The organism is Sphingobacterium sp. UBA7038, assembly GCF_002494055.1.
In the GTDB taxonomy this organism is placed as follows: Bacteria; Bacteroidota; Bacteroidia; order Sphingobacteriales; family Sphingobacteriaceae; genus Sphingobacterium; species Sphingobacterium multivorum.
In genome coordinates this window covers 215,261-233,678 of sequence record NZ_DLAV01000022.1, presented here as the reverse complement: position 1 = coordinate 233,678, position 18,418 = coordinate 215,261, and the positions used below count along the sequence as shown (strand labels likewise).

16 protein-coding genes are annotated in these 18,418 nt (G+C 37.1%); 9 read left to right on the top strand and 7 right to left on the bottom strand.

Annotated elements, in window-relative coordinates:
• Positions 1–253 precede the first annotated feature (253 nt).
• Positions 254–967: a metallophosphoesterase gene (locus B3H30_RS15645; RefSeq protein WP_139144988.1), complete on the bottom strand. Its 714-nt coding sequence runs from the start codon at positions 965–967 to the stop codon at positions 254–256.
• Positions 968–1,312: 345 nt separating this feature from the next.
• On the opposite strand from B3H30_RS15645, the gene B3H30_RS15640 reads away from it, so the two are divergent.
• Complete coding sequence (locus tag B3H30_RS15640) at positions 1,313–1,780, top strand: hypothetical protein (RefSeq protein ID WP_159333010.1); 468 nt, start codon at positions 1,313–1,315, stop codon at positions 1,778–1,780.
• Entirely contained in the window at positions 1,777–2,001 is a 225-nt protein-coding gene (locus B3H30_RS15635; RefSeq protein ID WP_115049171.1) for a hypothetical protein, read from the top strand. Before B3H30_RS15640 ends, B3H30_RS15635 begins: the two co-directional genes overlap by 4 nt.
• Positions 2,002–2,460: 459 nt before the next feature.
• Here B3H30_RS15635 and B3H30_RS15630 read toward each other — a convergent pair whose 3' ends face one another.
• The 3 genes from B3H30_RS15630 to B3H30_RS15620 form a co-directional block, all read right to left on the bottom strand.
• Complete coding sequence (locus tag B3H30_RS15630; protein ID WP_070564582.1) at positions 2,461–2,868, bottom strand: hypothetical protein; 408 nt, start codon at positions 2,866–2,868, stop codon at positions 2,461–2,463.
• Positions 2,869–3,321: 453 nt separating this feature from the next.
• Positions 3,322–3,855, bottom strand: coding sequence for a hypothetical protein (locus tag B3H30_RS15625; protein ID WP_070564584.1), 534 nt, complete (start codon positions 3,853–3,855; stop codon positions 3,322–3,324).
• Positions 3,800–5,254, bottom strand: coding sequence for a hypothetical protein (locus tag B3H30_RS15620; RefSeq protein ID WP_139144948.1), 1,455 nt, complete (start codon positions 5,252–5,254; stop codon positions 3,800–3,802). The genes B3H30_RS15625 and B3H30_RS15620 overlap by 56 nt, the downstream gene beginning before the upstream one ends.
• A gap of 790 nt (positions 5,255–6,044) precedes the next feature.
• Between B3H30_RS15620 and B3H30_RS15615 the strand changes: the two genes are divergently transcribed.
• Both B3H30_RS15615 and B3H30_RS15610 read left to right on the top strand, forming a co-directional pair.
• On the top strand, positions 6,045–6,245 hold the full coding sequence (locus B3H30_RS15615; RefSeq protein WP_115049168.1) for a heavy metal-binding domain-containing protein: 201 nt from the start codon (positions 6,045–6,047) through the stop codon (positions 6,243–6,245).
• Between the two features lie 741 nt (positions 6,246–6,986).
• Positions 6,987–7,682: a hypothetical protein gene (locus B3H30_RS15610; RefSeq protein ID WP_070564594.1), complete on the top strand. Its 696-nt coding sequence runs from the start codon at positions 6,987–6,989 to the stop codon at positions 7,680–7,682.
• Between the two features lie 126 nt (positions 7,683–7,808).
• Here B3H30_RS15610 and B3H30_RS15605 read toward each other — a convergent pair whose 3' ends face one another.
• Complete coding sequence (locus B3H30_RS15605) at positions 7,809–8,360, bottom strand: hypothetical protein (protein ID WP_286775242.1); 552 nt, start codon at positions 8,358–8,360, stop codon at positions 7,809–7,811.
• Positions 8,361–8,407: 47 nt separating this feature from the next.
• Positions 8,408–8,608, bottom strand: a complete 201-nt coding sequence (locus B3H30_RS15600) for a hypothetical protein (protein WP_070564605.1) — start codon at positions 8,606–8,608, stop codon at positions 8,408–8,410.
• 237 nt (positions 8,609–8,845) lie between these two features.
• Between B3H30_RS15600 and B3H30_RS15595 the strand changes: the two genes are divergently transcribed.
• From B3H30_RS15595 to B3H30_RS15575, 5 genes are all read left to right on the top strand, one after another.
• The gene (locus B3H30_RS15595) at positions 8,846–8,968 is read left to right on the top strand and encodes a hypothetical protein (protein ID WP_262511806.1); all 123 of its coding nucleotides are present in this window, start codon (positions 8,846–8,848) and stop codon (positions 8,966–8,968) included.
• A gap of 183 nt (positions 8,969–9,151) precedes the next feature.
• Positions 9,152–9,415 (top strand): hypothetical protein, encoded by a 264-nt coding sequence (locus tag B3H30_RS15590; protein WP_070564608.1) that lies wholly within the window; start codon positions 9,152–9,154, stop codon positions 9,413–9,415.
• Positions 9,416–9,498: 83 nt separating this feature from the next.
• Positions 9,499–10,260: a GLPGLI family protein gene (locus B3H30_RS15585; RefSeq protein WP_070564610.1), complete on the top strand. Its 762-nt coding sequence runs from the start codon at positions 9,499–9,501 to the stop codon at positions 10,258–10,260.
• Positions 10,261–10,335: 75 nt separating this feature from the next.
• Complete coding sequence (locus B3H30_RS15580) at positions 10,336–12,933, top strand: carboxypeptidase-like regulatory domain-containing protein (protein WP_070564613.1); 2,598 nt, start codon at positions 10,336–10,338, stop codon at positions 12,931–12,933.
• 402 nt (positions 12,934–13,335) lie between these two features.
• Entirely contained in the window at positions 13,336–13,881 is a 546-nt protein-coding gene (locus tag B3H30_RS15575; protein WP_115049159.1) for a hypothetical protein, read from the top strand.
• On the opposite strand, the gene B3H30_RS15570 is transcribed toward B3H30_RS15575, so the two are convergent.
• Entirely contained in the window at positions 13,828–18,417 is a 4,590-nt protein-coding gene (locus B3H30_RS15570) for an NACHT domain-containing protein (protein WP_115049157.1), read from the bottom strand. The genes B3H30_RS15575 and B3H30_RS15570 overlap by 54 nt on opposite strands.
• Position 18,418: the final 1 nt, after the last annotated feature.

Sequence of the window (18,418 nt, the reverse complement as noted above, 5' to 3'; positions counted from 1 at the left end):
AGCAGAAGGTAAAGCCAAAGGACTAGCAGAAGGAGAGCGTAAAAAAGCTCTTGAGACTGCTAAAGCATTTAAGGAAATGGGGCTACCTATAGCTGATATTGCTAAGGGCACAGGGCTTTCTGTCGAAGAGGTCGAAAAACTCTAAGTTTCTTTATTTTGGATGACTGCTCCACCAATAGATGAATGGCACGAGCCGATTAAATTGGTTGACACAGTTTATGTTACAGTCTCCCGTTATATGCTGTGCTTCCTGTTATTCTGTTGTCGGTAATAGTTTGTCCGCTAAATATTGTTTCCATTTTGTCCCGGTAAACTCGCAATTTCCGCTTTTGATTTGAGCATTAGGAAATTCTGCAAGAATTGCTGTTAAGTCGTTCCAAACATTTTTCAATTTATCGTCCTTGTTTTCAAAATTCAAACTAAATTTTCCGTTTTCTACTTTAATATGCTTGAGAAAAATACCTTCTTGTGTCGAGCTAATTCTGTCCGCAAGTTGTATATAGTAACCTTGATAGTCTGGATAAGGAACTTGCTCTGGTTGTCTTTCTTCACCTGAATAATAACGAAACAGAATGTCGTGTCCGTATTTGCTTAATTTTTCTTTCCAAAATAAAGGTCTCGGAACTTCAGAAAGGTCAGCGGTCAAATATATTTCCTTCTCACTTGTCCAAGGCTTAAATGTTGTTTTTATTAGTTCTTGTTCTTCAATTTCAAGGCTGTTTGTAACAAGTCGAAAAATCGCAGGTGTAGCGAACTCTAAGCAAATTCCATTTTCAACTTCCCATGCTTCAATATATTCAATGTAATTGTCGTCACCAACATTTGTTACATCTATGTCAAAAGTCCATTCATAAATTTTTGATGGAATAATTTTGAAAGGCAAGATGTGTCTTTCTGAATTTGCCTTATAATTTGCTTTCACATTATAACCAACAATAATTTCAAGCGGATTTTCTTTTATTGCCAAAACGTGTCCGTCTTCAAAATAGAAGTTGTCGGACAACCATTTGTCAAGGTCGTTGAATGTATGTACGGTAGTTTTTAGCATTGTATATGTAGAGCGGCGACTTTGCGAAGTAACGTAGCCGTATCGAAGATACGAAAGTGGAGCTGTTTAACCAAGTCGCTTATGGTAAGCTGTCCGCGTAGCGACGGCTTACGTCAATTCCAATCTTAATATAGACTAAGGTTTCCCATAATGCTATTATCGGGCTAGGATAGGCTTAATACATCCGATTACATATAAAAAATGGGAAACCCTAAATATCTGTACGGTATACAATGTTGCTAATAATATTAGTAATATTGTGTAATGAAACCGCTAGAAATCTTTTGCCGAAATCGGGTAATGTACGCTCAAATTACCGTGCATGATAAAAGCATGGGCATGAAAGATTATCATCTTTACAACAAAAATGGTCTTGCTCATTATGTTTTCAGGAAATCTCAGGGAGAGTGGCAATTGGCATACGGTGTACTTGCCGATGACATCAAGGAAGCGTGCATTGACGCCCTTATACTTCGCTTTGATACTGATGTGCCTGAGTTGTTTTATCATCATGGAAAACGCCAGGTAGTGGAAGTTCGGGCCAAGAAATACAGCCTTTGGCATATATACCTCAATAATGCTTATGTAGGAAGTATTCATTATGACACCTTCACTAAACAGTTCAATTATCACCTTGACGACAATTGCTTATTGACCGATGATCACGTGCAAAAATATATAGCCATGATCCAGCGTGGAGAATTAAAGTGGATAAAGGACGATATTCGATGAAAAAGAATATAAAGTTCGAATGTGACGTGTGTGGTCAGAAGCAAGTGGTTGAGGTTTCTGTTTTGCATGGTGGTGGAACCTTGCAAATTATGATTGATCGGTTTTTTATAATGAATGTAGATTTTCGCAGTGGCGATTGGGTAATGCTATGTAACAATACGAGCTGGTTGACCACCGATGAACTTGTTATTATCCTCGATGAGTTGGGCTATGACGAATAAAAAAACCTTGAGTCTGGGCGGGGCGAATCCTGTTTGGTTTTAAAAACAAAAAAAGGCCGAGTTACTCCTCATCCTCATAAATGAATAAATATTATAAAGTCTTTTCCAAAATTAGAAATCACCCAAGTTGCAGCAATGATAACGGACGGTGCGACAGGTGTGGACGATCATGGAAAAACTTTTTGATAATAGAATGCTGTCATTACCGAGACAGGGGGTTGATCTGGAGTGTTCGTGAACATGATAATAATATTTGAAGCAATAAACTAGCATTCCGGAATGAAAGTATTATCAGGAAGGAACTTTTAAACAACATATTCAAATAAATGAATAATTACTATCTGTGGGATTTACATACAATTAAACCAAAGAATGAAAGCAATTCACAACCTATGTAAGCATCCATTAATATAAACACTATTATGAGTCCAGCCGTATATATCGACCGGACTTTAAGATTTATCTTTTCAAAGCCTTTTCCTTTTCTTTAAGCATCCAGTTTCGGAGCTTTTCCTCTCTTTCAGGGCTGATACGCTTTAGAACAATTACCCCCTTTAAATTTTGAGTGCTATTCCCTGTAAATCTGTCGAATTCAACCGTTATATCATATTCAAAGCGATTCCATTTGGGAGAAGTGAGACTGTCAAACGGCACAGTTGTTATGGAATCCCCCCGTTGAACATATACCAAATTTGCCCAAGTAGCAGATGTCCTACTTGGAACACCAGACATCATTGCAACATCACGGAGATCCAAATGTATTTTTTCGACCAAAGTCTGTAGTATCGATAAGTCCTTTTCTTTTTTTTGACTGTAGGCAGATGTTAAAAAACAAATACCCAAAATTGTTAAAATGTTATTCTTCATTTGTTATCAATTAATTGGGGCTAGAGGATACGCTATGGATCGGACAGTTTTTCCCATCGCCTAAGTTTGCGTATGGTTTGATCGTTTGAGGTTGACCATCGGCGCTCGTCACGGTGATAGTTGGGTTTTTTACCCAGGTTTCATTTATTTCAACAGGTGGATTACCAAAGGTTGCATAATTATTTGCAAATGCTAAAGCTTTTGAAAAGTACTATTAATACAATATCGAATCCTATTTGGTTTTTAAAAAATATTATTTCTAGCTGTTGAGCATGGAGTACTAGCTGTCAAAAAGTTTGCTGTTACCGGATTTTTGACTGTAAATGATCTAAGCACCAAAAATATTTTACGTTGACGGATCAGGTGTGGATGATCTTTAAAAGCTACACATTCAAAAAATAGATAACATCAACCTCCCCACTTGAAGTTAGTGAGTGGATAGATTGCAATTATTTACTGATGTTTTCGACTTGCTTTTTCAACTTCCTTTCTTAACTTTTTCTGATCTTTTCTTGGGCCCACTTCATTTATATAAGCAGGTTGCCTTGGTAATTTTATATCCAGATAGTAATCTTTAAAGTATGCATCTATTCTCACTTCATCAATTGTCAAATTCGATCCAAATTTTTCTATAATTACTTTTCCCCAAAAACCATCTGGAGAGATTTGTTTTGAAAATTCACCCTTTTCGTCTGTGGTAAGCGAAGCTATGGTGTCCCTGCCATTTTTAAGAAAAAAGACTCTCGCGTAAGGCACTATTTCATTATTATAGCATAATCTTACTTTTCCATGTATTAATGGAGCTACCTCGCTTTCCGTATATCCTTTGCCCATCTGATTAAAACTACTGCAATTGTTTCGATCAATTTCAGCAAAGTCGTCAAGATTCTTTTTCGTTGCACAACTTGCCAATGTCCAAAATAAAAGAATGCTAGCAACCCATGCGAACTCCTTTTTGTGTAACTCCTTTGTCTTTTCTAGTATCATATTGTTCAGCCATTATTCTATCTGTAATTCGAGATTTATCTACATCTGAAAGGTTTTTAAATGCATCCGTTTCTAATAAGCCCTTCCAGGCAATATCGTCATATATTTGCTTATCTAAATGATAGCCTTTTAATTCTCCGTAATTTTTAATGGATGCGGCTAGATCTGTAATAAAATCTCTAGCAATGGTCTCATGTTGAGCGCCATTTGAAAAAGCTTTTTTCTTTGTATACTTTTCAAATAATTGAGGATAAGTCATTGTTGCTGCCGTTGGATCATCATAAAAAAATGCAGTAAGGTAAGCATGAATAGATTCATGAAGCATTGTTGTTGCAAATGCTAAGTCGGAAACATTACCTATAACTAGTGGATTGGTATTGAAAGCTATAATTATTTCTCCTGTATTATTATTTCGATTTGTACCAGCCACTTTCATCGGATCGCTAAAATTTTCTGTAGTAAACTTAAGGTTATACCCTGGTATTTCTCCCGAAAACTTTTTGATTATATCAGCGACAGAATTTCCATTCAGCATTTTAAGTGTATCCGATACGCCTTTCATACAGTCTGGAAGATTTGTATCATCGATTTTAGCATTGAAGTTTGCAATATCACTTCCGTCCGAGCCACCTCCACCATCACCCGTACCAGGTGCATCTGGAACCCAAACATTTTCGCAGACGTACTCATCTCGGCTATCAATAAGCGACCAACCATATCCAGCACAAAATGAGGGGTAAGAACAATCTCTGCTATGATATATAGTAATACCACTACCACATCCATATCCTCCTGATTGATAGATACAATCCACCGTTTGATAGTTGCAATTTTGCTCCCATGCCATTTTCGTTGATGAAGCCCTCTTTTTCTGTACATTTTCATCTCCTTCAAAATAAGGCGAACCATTCCGGTATTTTATCAAATTTGCAGCGTTACTTTTTAGATTTGTGAATAACATTTTTCCAGTAAAGGAGCGGAGATCAGTAATTTCTTCCTTCGTATCATTGAAAAAAAAGCCTTTGTAAAATTCTTTGCCATTTTTTACGAGTAAGTATGTCTTACCACCTTTTTCAAACGTAATTTTCTTCTTATCTTCCTTGAGAAAAGGATGCAATGGAATGAACATATATTCAACTGAATCGTTTGCTTTACGGACAGTTACTTCATCCCATAAAGGTTCCCATTGAATTGGTAAGTTATCGTTTGGATTGATCTTTTTAAATATTCCTTCTTTGGCATAAAATTCTTTTATATCAGCCAAAGTCGGCTTATTTTCATTATCTAATACTTGGGACGAATCTTTCTGACAACTTACTACGATAAACAGCAAGATAAGGAGCCAGATAAAGTTTCTTGTAAAAAAATGGCTTTTCATTACTTCTATTTTACTTTTCACTTAACGATTTATAGGAATAAAGCTAAAGTTATTTATCGTGAAATTTTTACTAGATTAAAAAACTACACATTTGTGTGAAAGTTTGTAACTCGCTTATAATGTATAGATAATGCACAGGTAATATACAGGTAATAATAGAAAAGTAATTCGATTTTAAGAACCATTCTTCTGATTGAAATACAATAGGGAATTGAAATCAGCTTTACACGTTACTCGTGTAATATAGATAAGCTGGTTAGATAATATAAGAAATGAAAAAAGGACAAAGATTGCAGAGCGTGAGGGAGTACAAAACGCACTCTGTCAAAGGCTGGTGAAACATGCTGGTCTCTGTGTTACTTCCAAATGAACCTAACTGTTTTTAACAAAATCTGGATCAAAGATCACTAATCATTAGCAGTAAAATCTTATTACTTTATAAAAAAATTAAAAATTCGAATTTTAGCAGGCTTTTGAATAAAATGAACGACAATTATCTCAACTAATCTCGCGATCTTTACAGTAGATGAATGCCCAAAGCCGGTTAACATCTAGCCCAAGCGGACATCTAGCCAACATGGCCTCCCTCGACGGTTAACGAGGGAGGCCTTTTGTTTATTTTATTGCCTTATTAAAATTGCTGAATAAATCAGCTACGGTTTCCCGTATCGAACCATTCTTTCAAACCCATACCTTAGCCTTACAATTTGTAATAATCTTGAAAGTTAATATCTGTAAACATATTAATTCAGCATAAATAATGTATATTAGGCTTGGGTATTAACCTTGCCCGATTGAAAAGTAGTATGCCATGATAGTAACCACGACCAATTCCATCGAAGGGAGGGAGATTTCACGATATAATGATCCAATAGCAGCCAATGTTGTCATCGGCGCCAATATCTTTAGCGAAATAGGAGCGAGCTATGTAGATTTCTTTGGCGGTCGCTCTACCAGTTATGAGAAGAAGATGCATGAGATGTACAAGCGTGTTACTGAAACGCTCAGGTAACGTGCACAGGCAATTCGTGCTGATGTTACTATAGGGCTTAAGGTTGATTTCGACGAAATCTCAGGTAAGGGGAACCTGCAATTTATCTAACGGTTATGAAGTATAAAATTTAGAGCCAACAATCATTACAAATACAACCAAGATATGAATACGCAATTGACAATGACTGTCCTCATGACAATATTAACTCTGACCAGCCTCGGACAAAATAATGATCATAAATCTGTACATAGTTCTGCAGATAAGGTTTTTATAAAATCATTGGAAGAAAGGCAAATAGGAAAAGTAAGTATTATATTTCTTTACCCACATTTTACGCTTTAGATGAAACCAATGGAGAAGATTTTTCCATTTATCATTTTCATCCTGTCGACACTACAAATCACACTGGTTTTTCGGGCGGTTTTTATTTTGGTAATCATCCTCGTCAATTTCCAGCTAAAAATGAAAGTTGCAGAACAGAGACGCGGAAAAGTGAAATGTTTGATCAAAATGTTAACTGGACGATTTATAATTGTAATGGAGACTATTCAGTTCAAAGCATAATGGATAGTAAAAGTGGCGAGGGGCGGAATGAATTGCTTCACATTTTTGGCCATGCAAAATCGAATAAAAATCTCGACAATTTACTGTTTATTGTTACTACAATGAAAAAAAAGGATTAATATCAGCAGATACTAAAATTTGTCGTGGGCCGATTGAATTTTTGATGATAACAAATGGACGAATGACTTGAGTACCATGGATAGATTGCCAACATTTTTGGATAAAAGAATATTTGGTCTTAGTCAGGCATATCAGTATCAGATACAGCCTTATTCAACTTCATACGGTATTTTGGGCTTTAATTCAATCATGATGTATCCTGCTTCGAATGTCATGACTAAAGTCGGCGGTGGTACCTGGACAGCTCAGCGAGATGATTTAAGTGAGGGTGATATCGAAGGGTTAAATCAATTCTATGGATTTAAAATTAATGGACCGTCTAGCATTTGTTCTGATGGTATATATACGATAGTAAATCCGGGAACAGTAACCTTGGAAAACGCTGATGGAATAGCAACTTTAACTTCATTAGGTAATAATCAGTGGAAAGTTACAAGAACTGGTAATTATGCCGGTTTTGTAAAACTGAAGACCAAAAATGTGAAAGGTTATTCAGTTGAAAAAGTTATAGATGTAGGTGCAGGCTTTAACATTTCTGGGAGACCTATTGTTAATCCGGGCCAGATTTATACCTATACAGTCGATGCTTCATTGGGGAATGTCAGTTTCTTTGTCGGTGGGGGAACAATATTATCAACGACAGCAAATACTGTGAGAGTCAAAGTACTTAACACGCAAAATGGGGCTTTACCGTATTTTTATATTTCAGCCACTGCTCAAACTGCATGTGGATTATCTACAGTTATTGAGTACCCTACAGTTCAAGAATAGAAATGAATTGTATTTCGTATTATATCAAAGCCTTGAGCGCTCGCTTAAGGCTTTTCTGTACAATCCCTTTGCACACCTTACCTTACATCTAATATATATATAGAATTTTTGGATTGGTGGATAAATTTAACTCAAACCATCTAAGAGCTCAAAAGTAATCTCTCCACTATGATGCTCCCTTAATTGGTCGATTAACGGAATACATGACGCATCATAAGCAATATGTGTTAGGTTTTTAAAAGTTAATATTTCAATTAAAAGATTGGGAATATCAATAATATGAGCATTTTTAAGAACCAGTGTTTTTAGGTTTTGTATTCTGAGGTTAGTCAAACCGATTAAATCAAAATGATCCAAATATAAAAAACTCAAATTTTCAAGGTCATTTATCCATAACGGGATCTCATAGGGACTATTTTCTTTTACCCTTCTACTACTGTAATCGCCTGTTAAAAATAGTTTTTCAAGTTGATAAAGGCTTTTTACATGTTCATTTGGCAAGGTATTTCTGTCAAACATCGTTGTCGTATATAAGGCAAAGGGGACATTGCTAATTCCTAATAAGACCGTATCTCCTTGAAAAAATAGTACTGATCCATTTTTTTCATCACCCCAATTAATATGAAGCATACCGCTTCCCTTAATAATGCTTTTTCCTTCATTGTTATCTTTTTTCATAATGACTAAATATGAGATCTTACAACCGCCAGGTAACAGTTTAATTTCTACTGCAATGCAACTATAAATTCAGGTTTCAATTCAGGCCCGTTCCAAAACGTAAATCCAAGGTTGCCGAGTATGCAATCCGATAATTCAGCTTTGACGATATCTTTCGAAACTAACCACTTTAAAATATCATTTACAACAACTTCATCAAAAACATACCTGGACACTTTAGGCACAAGCGAAATAGTATAGTCATTCATAGACTAAAAATAAAGAATAATTCGAACAATGTTCTAACGGTTTCATACAAATTTTTCTCTAAACACCTGAATAAGTTACTTATGGTTTCCCGTAACCAGTCCTACTTTCAAACCCATGCCTTAGCCTAACAATCTTTAATAATCTTGAAAGTTAATATCTATAAACATATTAATTCAAAATAAATAATGTATATTAGGCTTAAGTATCAACCTTGCCCGATTGAAAGGTTGCATGCCATGATAGTAACCATGACCAATTCCAACCTTCCAATAGCGGCCAATGTTGTCATCGGTACCACTGTCTTTAGCGATATAGGAAAGAGCTATGTAGAGTTCTTTGGCGGTCGCCTATTCGTGTAATTTACTATAAGTCGATAATTTCTTAAGTGTGTTATGTGATAGATATGTAAATAATAGTAGTTATGGGGGATTTTAATTAATTCAGACAATTTTTTGTTTACTACACATTTGTGTAAATTTCAAAAAACCATATTATAGATGTGATTTTTATAAATATATTCGATATTATATTAAATATAAATTATGAAAAAAAGTATTTTAAAGATGATGCTACTAGGTGGTGTTATCTTTGGAGCGAGCCAAGTTCAAGCATCAACCATTGCTGAAGAAGTTCCGGTTGCACAAATGGAAGCGATGGTTGAACAGGACAGTCCTGTCCCATGTCTTTTAGGCGTCGTAATTCGCGGCGAACAGATGCAAGGACATTACCCAGATGATGTTCTTGACCGTATCTTAGAAATTGAAATGCAAAAATGTTTTGAAGGTACTCACTCTACACAACAATAAAATTCATAGTCTAAGAACTATGTTGGTTATTTAAATAATAAATATGGTTGGGTATTTGCTCAACCATATTCAAAATTTAAAAAATGAAACTAAAACACATCTTTCTTCTTTTTATATTGATCTTCATTATGAAGGTCAAGTCCAACGCACAGGAAGTTGCCGGCCATGCTCATTATGCTGTATTAAGGAGTACTGATAGTATTAATAATGGCCCTGAAGGTCTATGGGTGCTGAACGCATATCCCTTTGTTCCAAAGATGGCTGCAATGATGCGTTTTAAGCTGGAATTTACAACCACAAAATCTATGTTTAACCGGGTAAAGACCATTGAACTTGAAAAAGTTTCGAATGAAGATATTAAAATAACCGAAGGGTTAGTCGGTTATAAAGATACGAGCTGGCATGATGCTTCGTATTTTTACAGTTTTGATAGGGATATTAGAAAAGGTATGGACAAAAAAGGACTTATATTGAAGACCCATAACAATTTTGACTGGAAAATCAGTGAGGAAACGAAAAAAATAGGTGAGTTTACGTGCTATAAAGCAAAAGGAGATAAAGTAATAAGCTATAGGGAGGGCGGCGAATACAAAATTAGAAAAACACCTGTTATTGCCTGGTTCTGTCCCGAAATTCCTATACCCTTTGGCCCTGTCTTCGCACGTGACCTACCAGGTTTGATATTTGAGTTTCAATATGACGGTATTGTCTACGGACTAACTGACATTAACTTAACAGGAAAGGCTGACATTGCTCCATTGCCAGATAAAGAAATCCTGACAAAAGAACAATGGCGGGAAAGGTTATATAAACTAGCCAAAGAATTAAATGTTCCTTATCAATAGCTTGTGACGTTAAGATTTATACTATTATTTATTCTCTTATTTGTTCTTCCCCCTAGTTTACCGGCGCAACAAAGCTTGCTAATTAAAGGTCTTGTTGTTGACGAGAGTGACAAACCGTTGGAGAACGCAAGTATCGTGATCAAGCGTATTCCTTCTTCCGGAAGTGCTCCCTTATTTCAGAAAAGTGATCAGCAGGGCCATTTTCAGTTTGAATTTCCGAACGTAGGAAAAATTGAGCTCACAATCTCCAGATTAGGCTATCAAAAAGTTGTTGATACCTTAGATAATCAGTCAGCAGAACGGAAAATCAAATACAAATTATTAAAATCTGTCCAGAAACTTGATGAAGTAAAGATTGACTACCGATACCGCGCGGTGGAAATTGCCAAAGATACCATCCGTTTTTCTGCCGATTACTTCAGGGACAGTACCGACCGAAAATTACAGGATCTTATTGAAAAGATGCCTGGCTTTTCCATCGAAGATGGAAAAGTGCGTTTTCAGGGAAAGCAGGTCAATGTAACCTTAGTGGAAAATGAACGCTTTTTTGGTGGCGGCAGTAAGCTCGCTATCGAGAATATTCCCGCTAATGCAGTAGACAAGGTTGAGATGATCAGTAGATTTTCCCAAAACGACCTGCTGAGAAACGTCCAGGTAAATGATCAGCTTGCCATGAACGTCAAACTGAAAGAGAATAAGAAGAATTTCATCTTTGGAGATCTTGAATCTTCATTGGGAAGCGAAAAATCTTACAAGGAACACGCCGCCCTATTTTATTACTCACCGGCAAAAACCATGTCTTTTATTGGGGATATCAATAATATCGGTACTTCACCGGTATCCAAGGAAGATATCGATCGCGTGCAGGGCGCCGAGTTGCAGTATTTTTCAAATTCAGTTCCCAAGGATGGTCTGACGGGTTACAATCGTGACAATCGAAATGTGATAAAAAACATCAATAAATTCGCCGCATTCAACGGTTTTCAAAAGATCCTAAAAAAGAAGTTGAGCGTAAATCTCTATGGCGTATATTCCGAAAACAGACTGGGCACCATTTTAGAAGGCACTAATCATTATTCTTTTCCCGACCTTCGGTATACAGAACAAACCAATATGCGTTCTTCGCAGGTTAATAGGCAGGCGTCTTTCAATATTTCGAGCAATTTTAAGCCAAGTCCATATTTTAGCTTGGATTATAACCTGGGTACATTCTGGACAATGCCCAAGCAGCAGGTGCATACTAACAATGTCATTGACAGATTTGGAGTAGACAACAATAGTATACAAATCCAGGATGGACATTCTGTTGTTTTAAAGCAATACCTGGAAGGTAGCTGGAAGCATTCTTTGCGAAGTTACAGCTCATTTGCTTTCCAGCATCAGTATACCTCGGAGAGAGACAATTTCTCCCTTTCTTCGGACAGCCTTTTCCTGCGTGGTTTTATACGTTTTGATTCTATGGCGAACTATAGTATAGTGAGACCTGTGGAGCGGAAGAAGCATCTTTTCAATGGGTCTTATAAATACTATTGGGTCATCAATCAAAACCAGCAACTTCACCTGGAAGTCAACTCCCAAAATGAATTATTACGGCAGAATGGGCAGTCAGTTGGAGCCCAGGATACAACCGGGGCACAGTTATTTGATCACGGACAATATTATCGAAACAGCAGCAATTATTTGGGTGGGAGCTATCGGTTGGACTTTGATAAGTTAAAAATATTATTTTCTTTAAAGCAGTATTACTTATATTTAATCAACCAGACTCCAACAAACTATAATCGTCATGGGCAATGGTTTCTACAACCGGAGGTGGATCTAAAATATGGGAAAAGTGCATTGGATGGATTTCGCCTTAATTACCGAAGAGGTTATACTTTTGCGACAGCAATGGACCTTAATCCGTCTTATTGGATTACAGGTTACAATAGTTTGTCTCGGGGAAATATCCTGCTGGAGGGACAGACATTCCATAAACTTACTTTTACCTATAACAATTTTAGACTTACAGACTTTCGGGTAATCCATTTTAACAGTACATTGACTTTGAAAGATAAGATCAAAGGGAACAGCCTTTTGACTTCTTCCTACGAGCAGTTGAAGACAGTGCAGTTGTTTGATCGACCTGATCTCAATTTCACCAATATCGGGGGGTATAGCATACGATATGGTAGGTTTGAACCGGGAGTATATCTATCCTATATCCATATGAGGTTAGCACAAGGGATCGATAACAGCGAGATTTATCTACGGCAGAATACGGTTTCGACAGACCTTTCCTTAAGATGGTTTATACCAAAGCTTGCTGATGTAAAATTAGCCTGGACAAGAACAGATAGCTGGCAAAAGAGTTTGGCAGATAATCAAAAGGTCGCGCTCAATAAATGGAGCATTACCGGGAAATATCAGCTGAAGAATCTTGTATTTAAAACAGACTGGAGTCTCTTGAAAACAGGGCTGGGTGATAGCAGTGCTGATCCAACTACTATAAATGGAAATTTTGAAGTGCGTTACCAGAAAGTAAAATCTCCATTCAGTTTTTATATTCAAGGGCTAAACGTGTTAAAAAATACAAGCTACCGAACTGCGGTACTGACAGAGTACATTAGTTCCGAAAAAATCATCTATACGATGCCCCGTATTTTTCTATTGGGTTTATCGTATAGTCTATGATATTTCATACTATTTGCTCCTTCCATTCTATGCACATCATAGATTATTTGGTCCAATATCGCCACAACATTGCATACTAAATAAGGGTTGAATGCCTAGAGCCTAAGGATTCCTGTAACCAATCCTACTTTCAAACCAATACCTTCGCATTACAGTTTGTATTAACCTTGAAAGTTAATAGCTGTAGACCTATTAATTCAGCATAAATAATGTATATTAGGCTCGGGTATTAACCTTGCCCGATTGAAAAGTATAATGCCATAATAGTAACTAATAACAGTAGCATTTATGTTGATTTTAATAGTTATAAAGATGATCACTATATCAATCAAAAAAATTGAAGGACATATCAGATTGCTAAGCGAACAGCTTTATTAGTCGATTTAAAAACTGACACCACGAATGAGAAATAAGATATTGACACTATTACTTTTATTAACAACCTTAATATCCTACGGACAAAAGAAAATGGAACAGACATTCTTCACGTGGGACAATTTTGTTGGCGGATTTGCCAAAGAAATGATTTCTGTCGAAGACGTTTTTAATAGTATGGTAAAGAGTGGTCTTAAAGACAACTGCTTAACAAAAATGGACTTTACTTTTATCTCAGATAAAAGTGAGAACTTACAAAAGCTTGGAGAATCTATCAAGGTACACTATCCATACACTGTTCAAGAAGTTAAGAAATACGGAAAATTGTGGGAACTAAACGGCGAGACAAATGAAATTCCAATGACAGCCGACAACTTACTTTTTTGGGGTTTGGATATGTATAAAAGAGGTTTTGAATTTGACGCGAAACATGATGCTTACGGTGGACCTTTTGATCCAAAGGAACAGAAATTTCCAGTAATTGACTCAACAAAGGCGCACTATTATTTTGACAAAGGTTTAGCTGAGTGTGTCAATATAAGCTGGGAGTATTCTTTTGATTACCTCAGCTAGTTGCATTTCATCCGCCCCAAAAATCTTTGCAGCTTCTATTAGACTAGGATGGTTAAATATGTCGTTATGCGACAGATAATTAGGGAATATTTTGATGAAAAATTGTTCAAATTTTTCCTTTTTCCAATCATTGAGTGCTGGGTGATCTTGCCAAAGTGCCAGCGTACTATTCAAAAGCTGTTGGCGTCCATAATAGTGGAGATCTTCATCGTCAAGTTCCAAGATAATGTTCAAGAAACCCAGATATTGCGAGACGCTACAGATTTCCCGAATTGCCTCAAGCTTTTTCTCTGCACTGCGATATTCGCCAGCGGAGTCTTTTAGAAAGGATTTGATGGCTGCAGAATCGTTGGGGTTGAGGTTTTGGGGTAGATTGATTCTCTGCTCATTGTTGGATATCGGCTGAATTTGACATGTTTTGTCTTTTTTTTCATAGAATGATAAAAATATATCAATATCTGCGATTAAGATACTGCCTTCTTGGAGCTTCGAACGTAATACTTTGACCATTTCTGGCCTGCGGTAATTTGGACAGTCATAACGAATCAATTGAAATATCTCGGTTGCGATTGCATCGACAAAAACGGATTTTTTTGTTACTAGCGCTTCCAATAACTGATTACAGTGCCTAACGAAATTATTGCCATAAGAGCTATTTACATATAATAAAGCACCTGCCATTTCTGGTTCAATCATCTTTCTGTTAAATGCCTGCTCTATCGCCGGTACAATAGAATATTTTAATTTAATGAAGCGTAGATGGTCCCATCGGCAAACCAGTGCAATTGTACCTTTTGGATCCAGGTGAGCTGATCCATCAATCGCTTCTTCCCAGGGAAAGTTATCCCAGTTTTTTAGACGGCTGTGCGCATACTCAACAAAACGGGTGAACATGTAGGCAGTTTCTGGATAAATACCGTTTGAAGAACTAGAGAGTTGTGCAATGAACTTGATCTGGTCAAAGCCTTCAATATCCATTTCGGATACGGTTTCAACCATTTTCTTAAAATATGCTTGGCCAACAGAGTGATCAATTTTTCCGCCAATTCTAACACAGGTCAAGAAGTCACTTATCTTACCACTGGCGTCGGTCTGTGCATCGTAAATCAGGTCATCTGCTTCCTTTAACAATGCTAAAGTTGAAATATGGGCAGTTTTACATCGTGAAATATTGTTAGCTATTCCCAGAAGTAGAGAAATATGGTTATCTTTTGTACAAAAACAGTCTTTTAGTAATTTGATATAGCGATTTTTGTCTTCAATATAAATGGCAATGTCGCTAAAGACTTCTCCATAATACACATTAAAGTGTGGTAATTCCCGATTATATGCATATAAACTGTAATTACGGTGCAATAATCTACTATGAGCCTCAATTTCATCAAGAAATGTTTTCTCATCGATCTTCTGTGCGAGGAATTTTGCCCTGAGGGAATAGAAAGGCAACACTGCTCCGAAGAGATTATCTAACCGTTCTTTTTCCTCCTTCGTGGATTCTGACATGCTAAGGTTCCTGTCATCAGTCTTCTTAAATCTTTTTGGGTATAACTGTTCAATGGTTAATGTCGTATCATGTACAGCGCTAAACAATGCTTTGGATCGGAAAAGCATATCCAAATGGGCAAACTCTTTGTCATTTCTGAAGTTTGACCGATAAAAACGTGGAAAACTATTGAGAGGGCTAATTGTCGAGTATTGAAGGAGTTTGAGAATCTCACTGTTTTCTTCACCATGTACCGCTAGATATTCCGCAATATGAATTACCTTTTGTTTAGTGCTGAAATTTAGTAAATGCCTTCCATTAAAAGCATCATCTAGTTCGTTTCCCAAATTGAAGGTATCAAAAGGGACCTTTACACCAGCAGTAAAGTATGCAGATATAATGTTCAACCTGGCTGGTAATTTCCATTGAAAACTACTAACAGCTTCATCAACTTCATTGATAGTACCATAATCGAGACTATTTTTTAGGAGTAGCTGTGCAACAATATCCATCTTATGGTAAAAACGTCTCCAAAGCCAGTTCATTGCTTCCTTTACATTCTCCAAACGGCAAATGGCTTCGGTGGCAAATGCTAAATCAATTATATCTATTTGATAAAACTCGCGTTCTTTCCAAGGCTCACGAGTACGCCAATCTAACCAAGAGTGTGCTGTTTTTAAATGAGCTTTAGCTTCATTTATTGTACCAGTATTTCTTGCATATACAGCAGCACAACGATAGTGCACTGGTCCATACCAAGTCAAACGATCCGATTTGAAATATAGATTTTCTACAGTATTTCGATCTCCATACATTGCTGTTAAGTCTGCATTAGAAAGTAACGTTTCTGTTAGAGTGTCATCAGTCTTGGCAGCCTCAGCCGCTAAAATTTGTAATTTTAAGAAATCAACTATTTTCTTCTCTCTCAACGAAAGCTTCATTGCCTGGCGTGTCCGATCGATAGCAATTTCTTTTAGTATGACAGGATCTTTAGGAACTACTAGATACTTTTTATTAAAGACAATACTCTTTAATTCTTCATAACGCTCGGTTAATAGTAGAAAGTTTCCAATATGTTTGCTCGCATATTCCTCTCTATCCGCTTGAGCAAGCAAAATAGATGCTATGTTTTCAAGATCGGAGTAGTTTGAAGGATAGTGCTGTCTTAAATAAGCTTCGAAGTCCTCATCGGTAAACATTAGCGCGCCATCCTTTAGTACGACTCCCTGCGCGGTATCTATCACTAAATCCTTAATCACCGTTTCTTTGGCAGCCGCTAATTCGCATAGCAGAGTTAATGGAAAAGGCCTAGGTAACAAGATCATGTATCGAAATACCGTTTCCATCAATTCCCTATTGCCAAGTTTGGAACTGACGAAATCTAAGTTTACGCTTATTAGATCATCAACTGTTTTTCCATCAGGCTTTAATGGTTCAAGTAGTTTATCTAAGCCAGCTTCTTGATTAGCCAAGGCGTAGGTTTGCACTCTTGGAATTCCTCTTGTGAGATCGTGAAATTGTTTAATTTGATTGGAATTTGCTTCAGGAAAAATAGCTGTCAGCCGTTTTTGAGTTTCCTCTTGAGTAAATGGCTCCAGTTCTATAGATCGGTGTCTCACGGGTAGGTGTAAACTTCCTAGGCGATGTGTTCGAGTCGTTAATAATAGTGTACAACCTGGGGGCAATGCCATTTTAACTATTTCTTCGACAAAAGAGGATTCAGAAGAATGTTCGGCAGCCGTGATGCTATTGTCGGCCGCGTCTATTATGATAACAACTCTAGCATTAGGCTGGACATTTCTTACAATTTCGCTCGCGATCTTTAAGCGATCAAGAAATTCGCGAAAGAAAACTTCAATTGGTTGACCTGGAGGAAGCAACATAAAAGGTGAGCCAGTTTTGATAGCGAGTTCATTACAAATTTGCATCAAGGCCCAATCCGCTTTATGGCGCTTATCCACTACATCCATATAAGAGCCGGCCCCATAGCAGTCAAAGACAATGCTTACACAGTCCCTAGGCAAATTTTGCTCTATTAACCTCACTATGGTACTTTTCCCCATACCTGCACCTGCATGGAGGCATATCGGGCTATTTTCTGAATCAAAAATGGCATCGATAATATTTTCTGATTGTTTGCGAGGTACTAAGACATTGTCGTAATCAAATTTTGCCGGGACAGGAAGTAATTTTTCTACCGCACTAAAGTTAAATGTCTTAAGGATATCTATGATCGTTAATTTGTTTTTTATGCGGTTTTCAGGCATCATCTTATTCCAGATCTTGACGTGCAAACTGTCATAATTTCTTGCGCTCTCAATACCATTAACTCTTGAAATAGATAGAATGATTTCTTCTTTCAAAACAGATCGCGATGCCACACCACATTCCGAAAAGTCCAACAGTCTTAAAAAGTCAGTAAACTTGCCAGATGGTAGCGAGGAAGCTGCTAGAAGTTTGTCTAGGGCGTCATGCATTTTTGCATCGATTAGAGCCTTGAGCTTTGCGAAGCTGAATTTGTTGGGATGTAGAGAAAGTATATTTTGAGTTTTTTCTATCACTTCAGCAGATGACTCTACGAATGGCCTGTTGCTGATCAATTTAAGGGTTAATTTGTCAAGTACGATATTTCTGTCGAACTTGCATTCGTAGCCACTGTAAATTTCAGCTAAGCGATGAATGATTGAACCAGTATACTTATGCTTTTTACCCTGGCAGATTGAAGCGATACTCCAGGGAGTATTACTGTGCCGGGTACTGTATTTTAGCTGTGAAAAAACAACCTTGTTGGCGCTTTCAAAATCCTCTCCACCAAAATACTCACCAAGGTCTACACCAAGCATCTTATCTCCATCAGGGTCAATATCCGTTGCATCATTAATAATCGTGCCTTCCAGTGTCAACGCTTTCAGGCCATCATCATCCAAATTTATGAGCTCGACTGATTTCCGAACAGCCCATAGAACGTGAAAATCGTCTCCGGCATTGGATTCAGGAGCGTCCGTTACTTTCCTTTTTTTTGTGTCATCAACTGTGGCTTTCTTTTTTGTCATC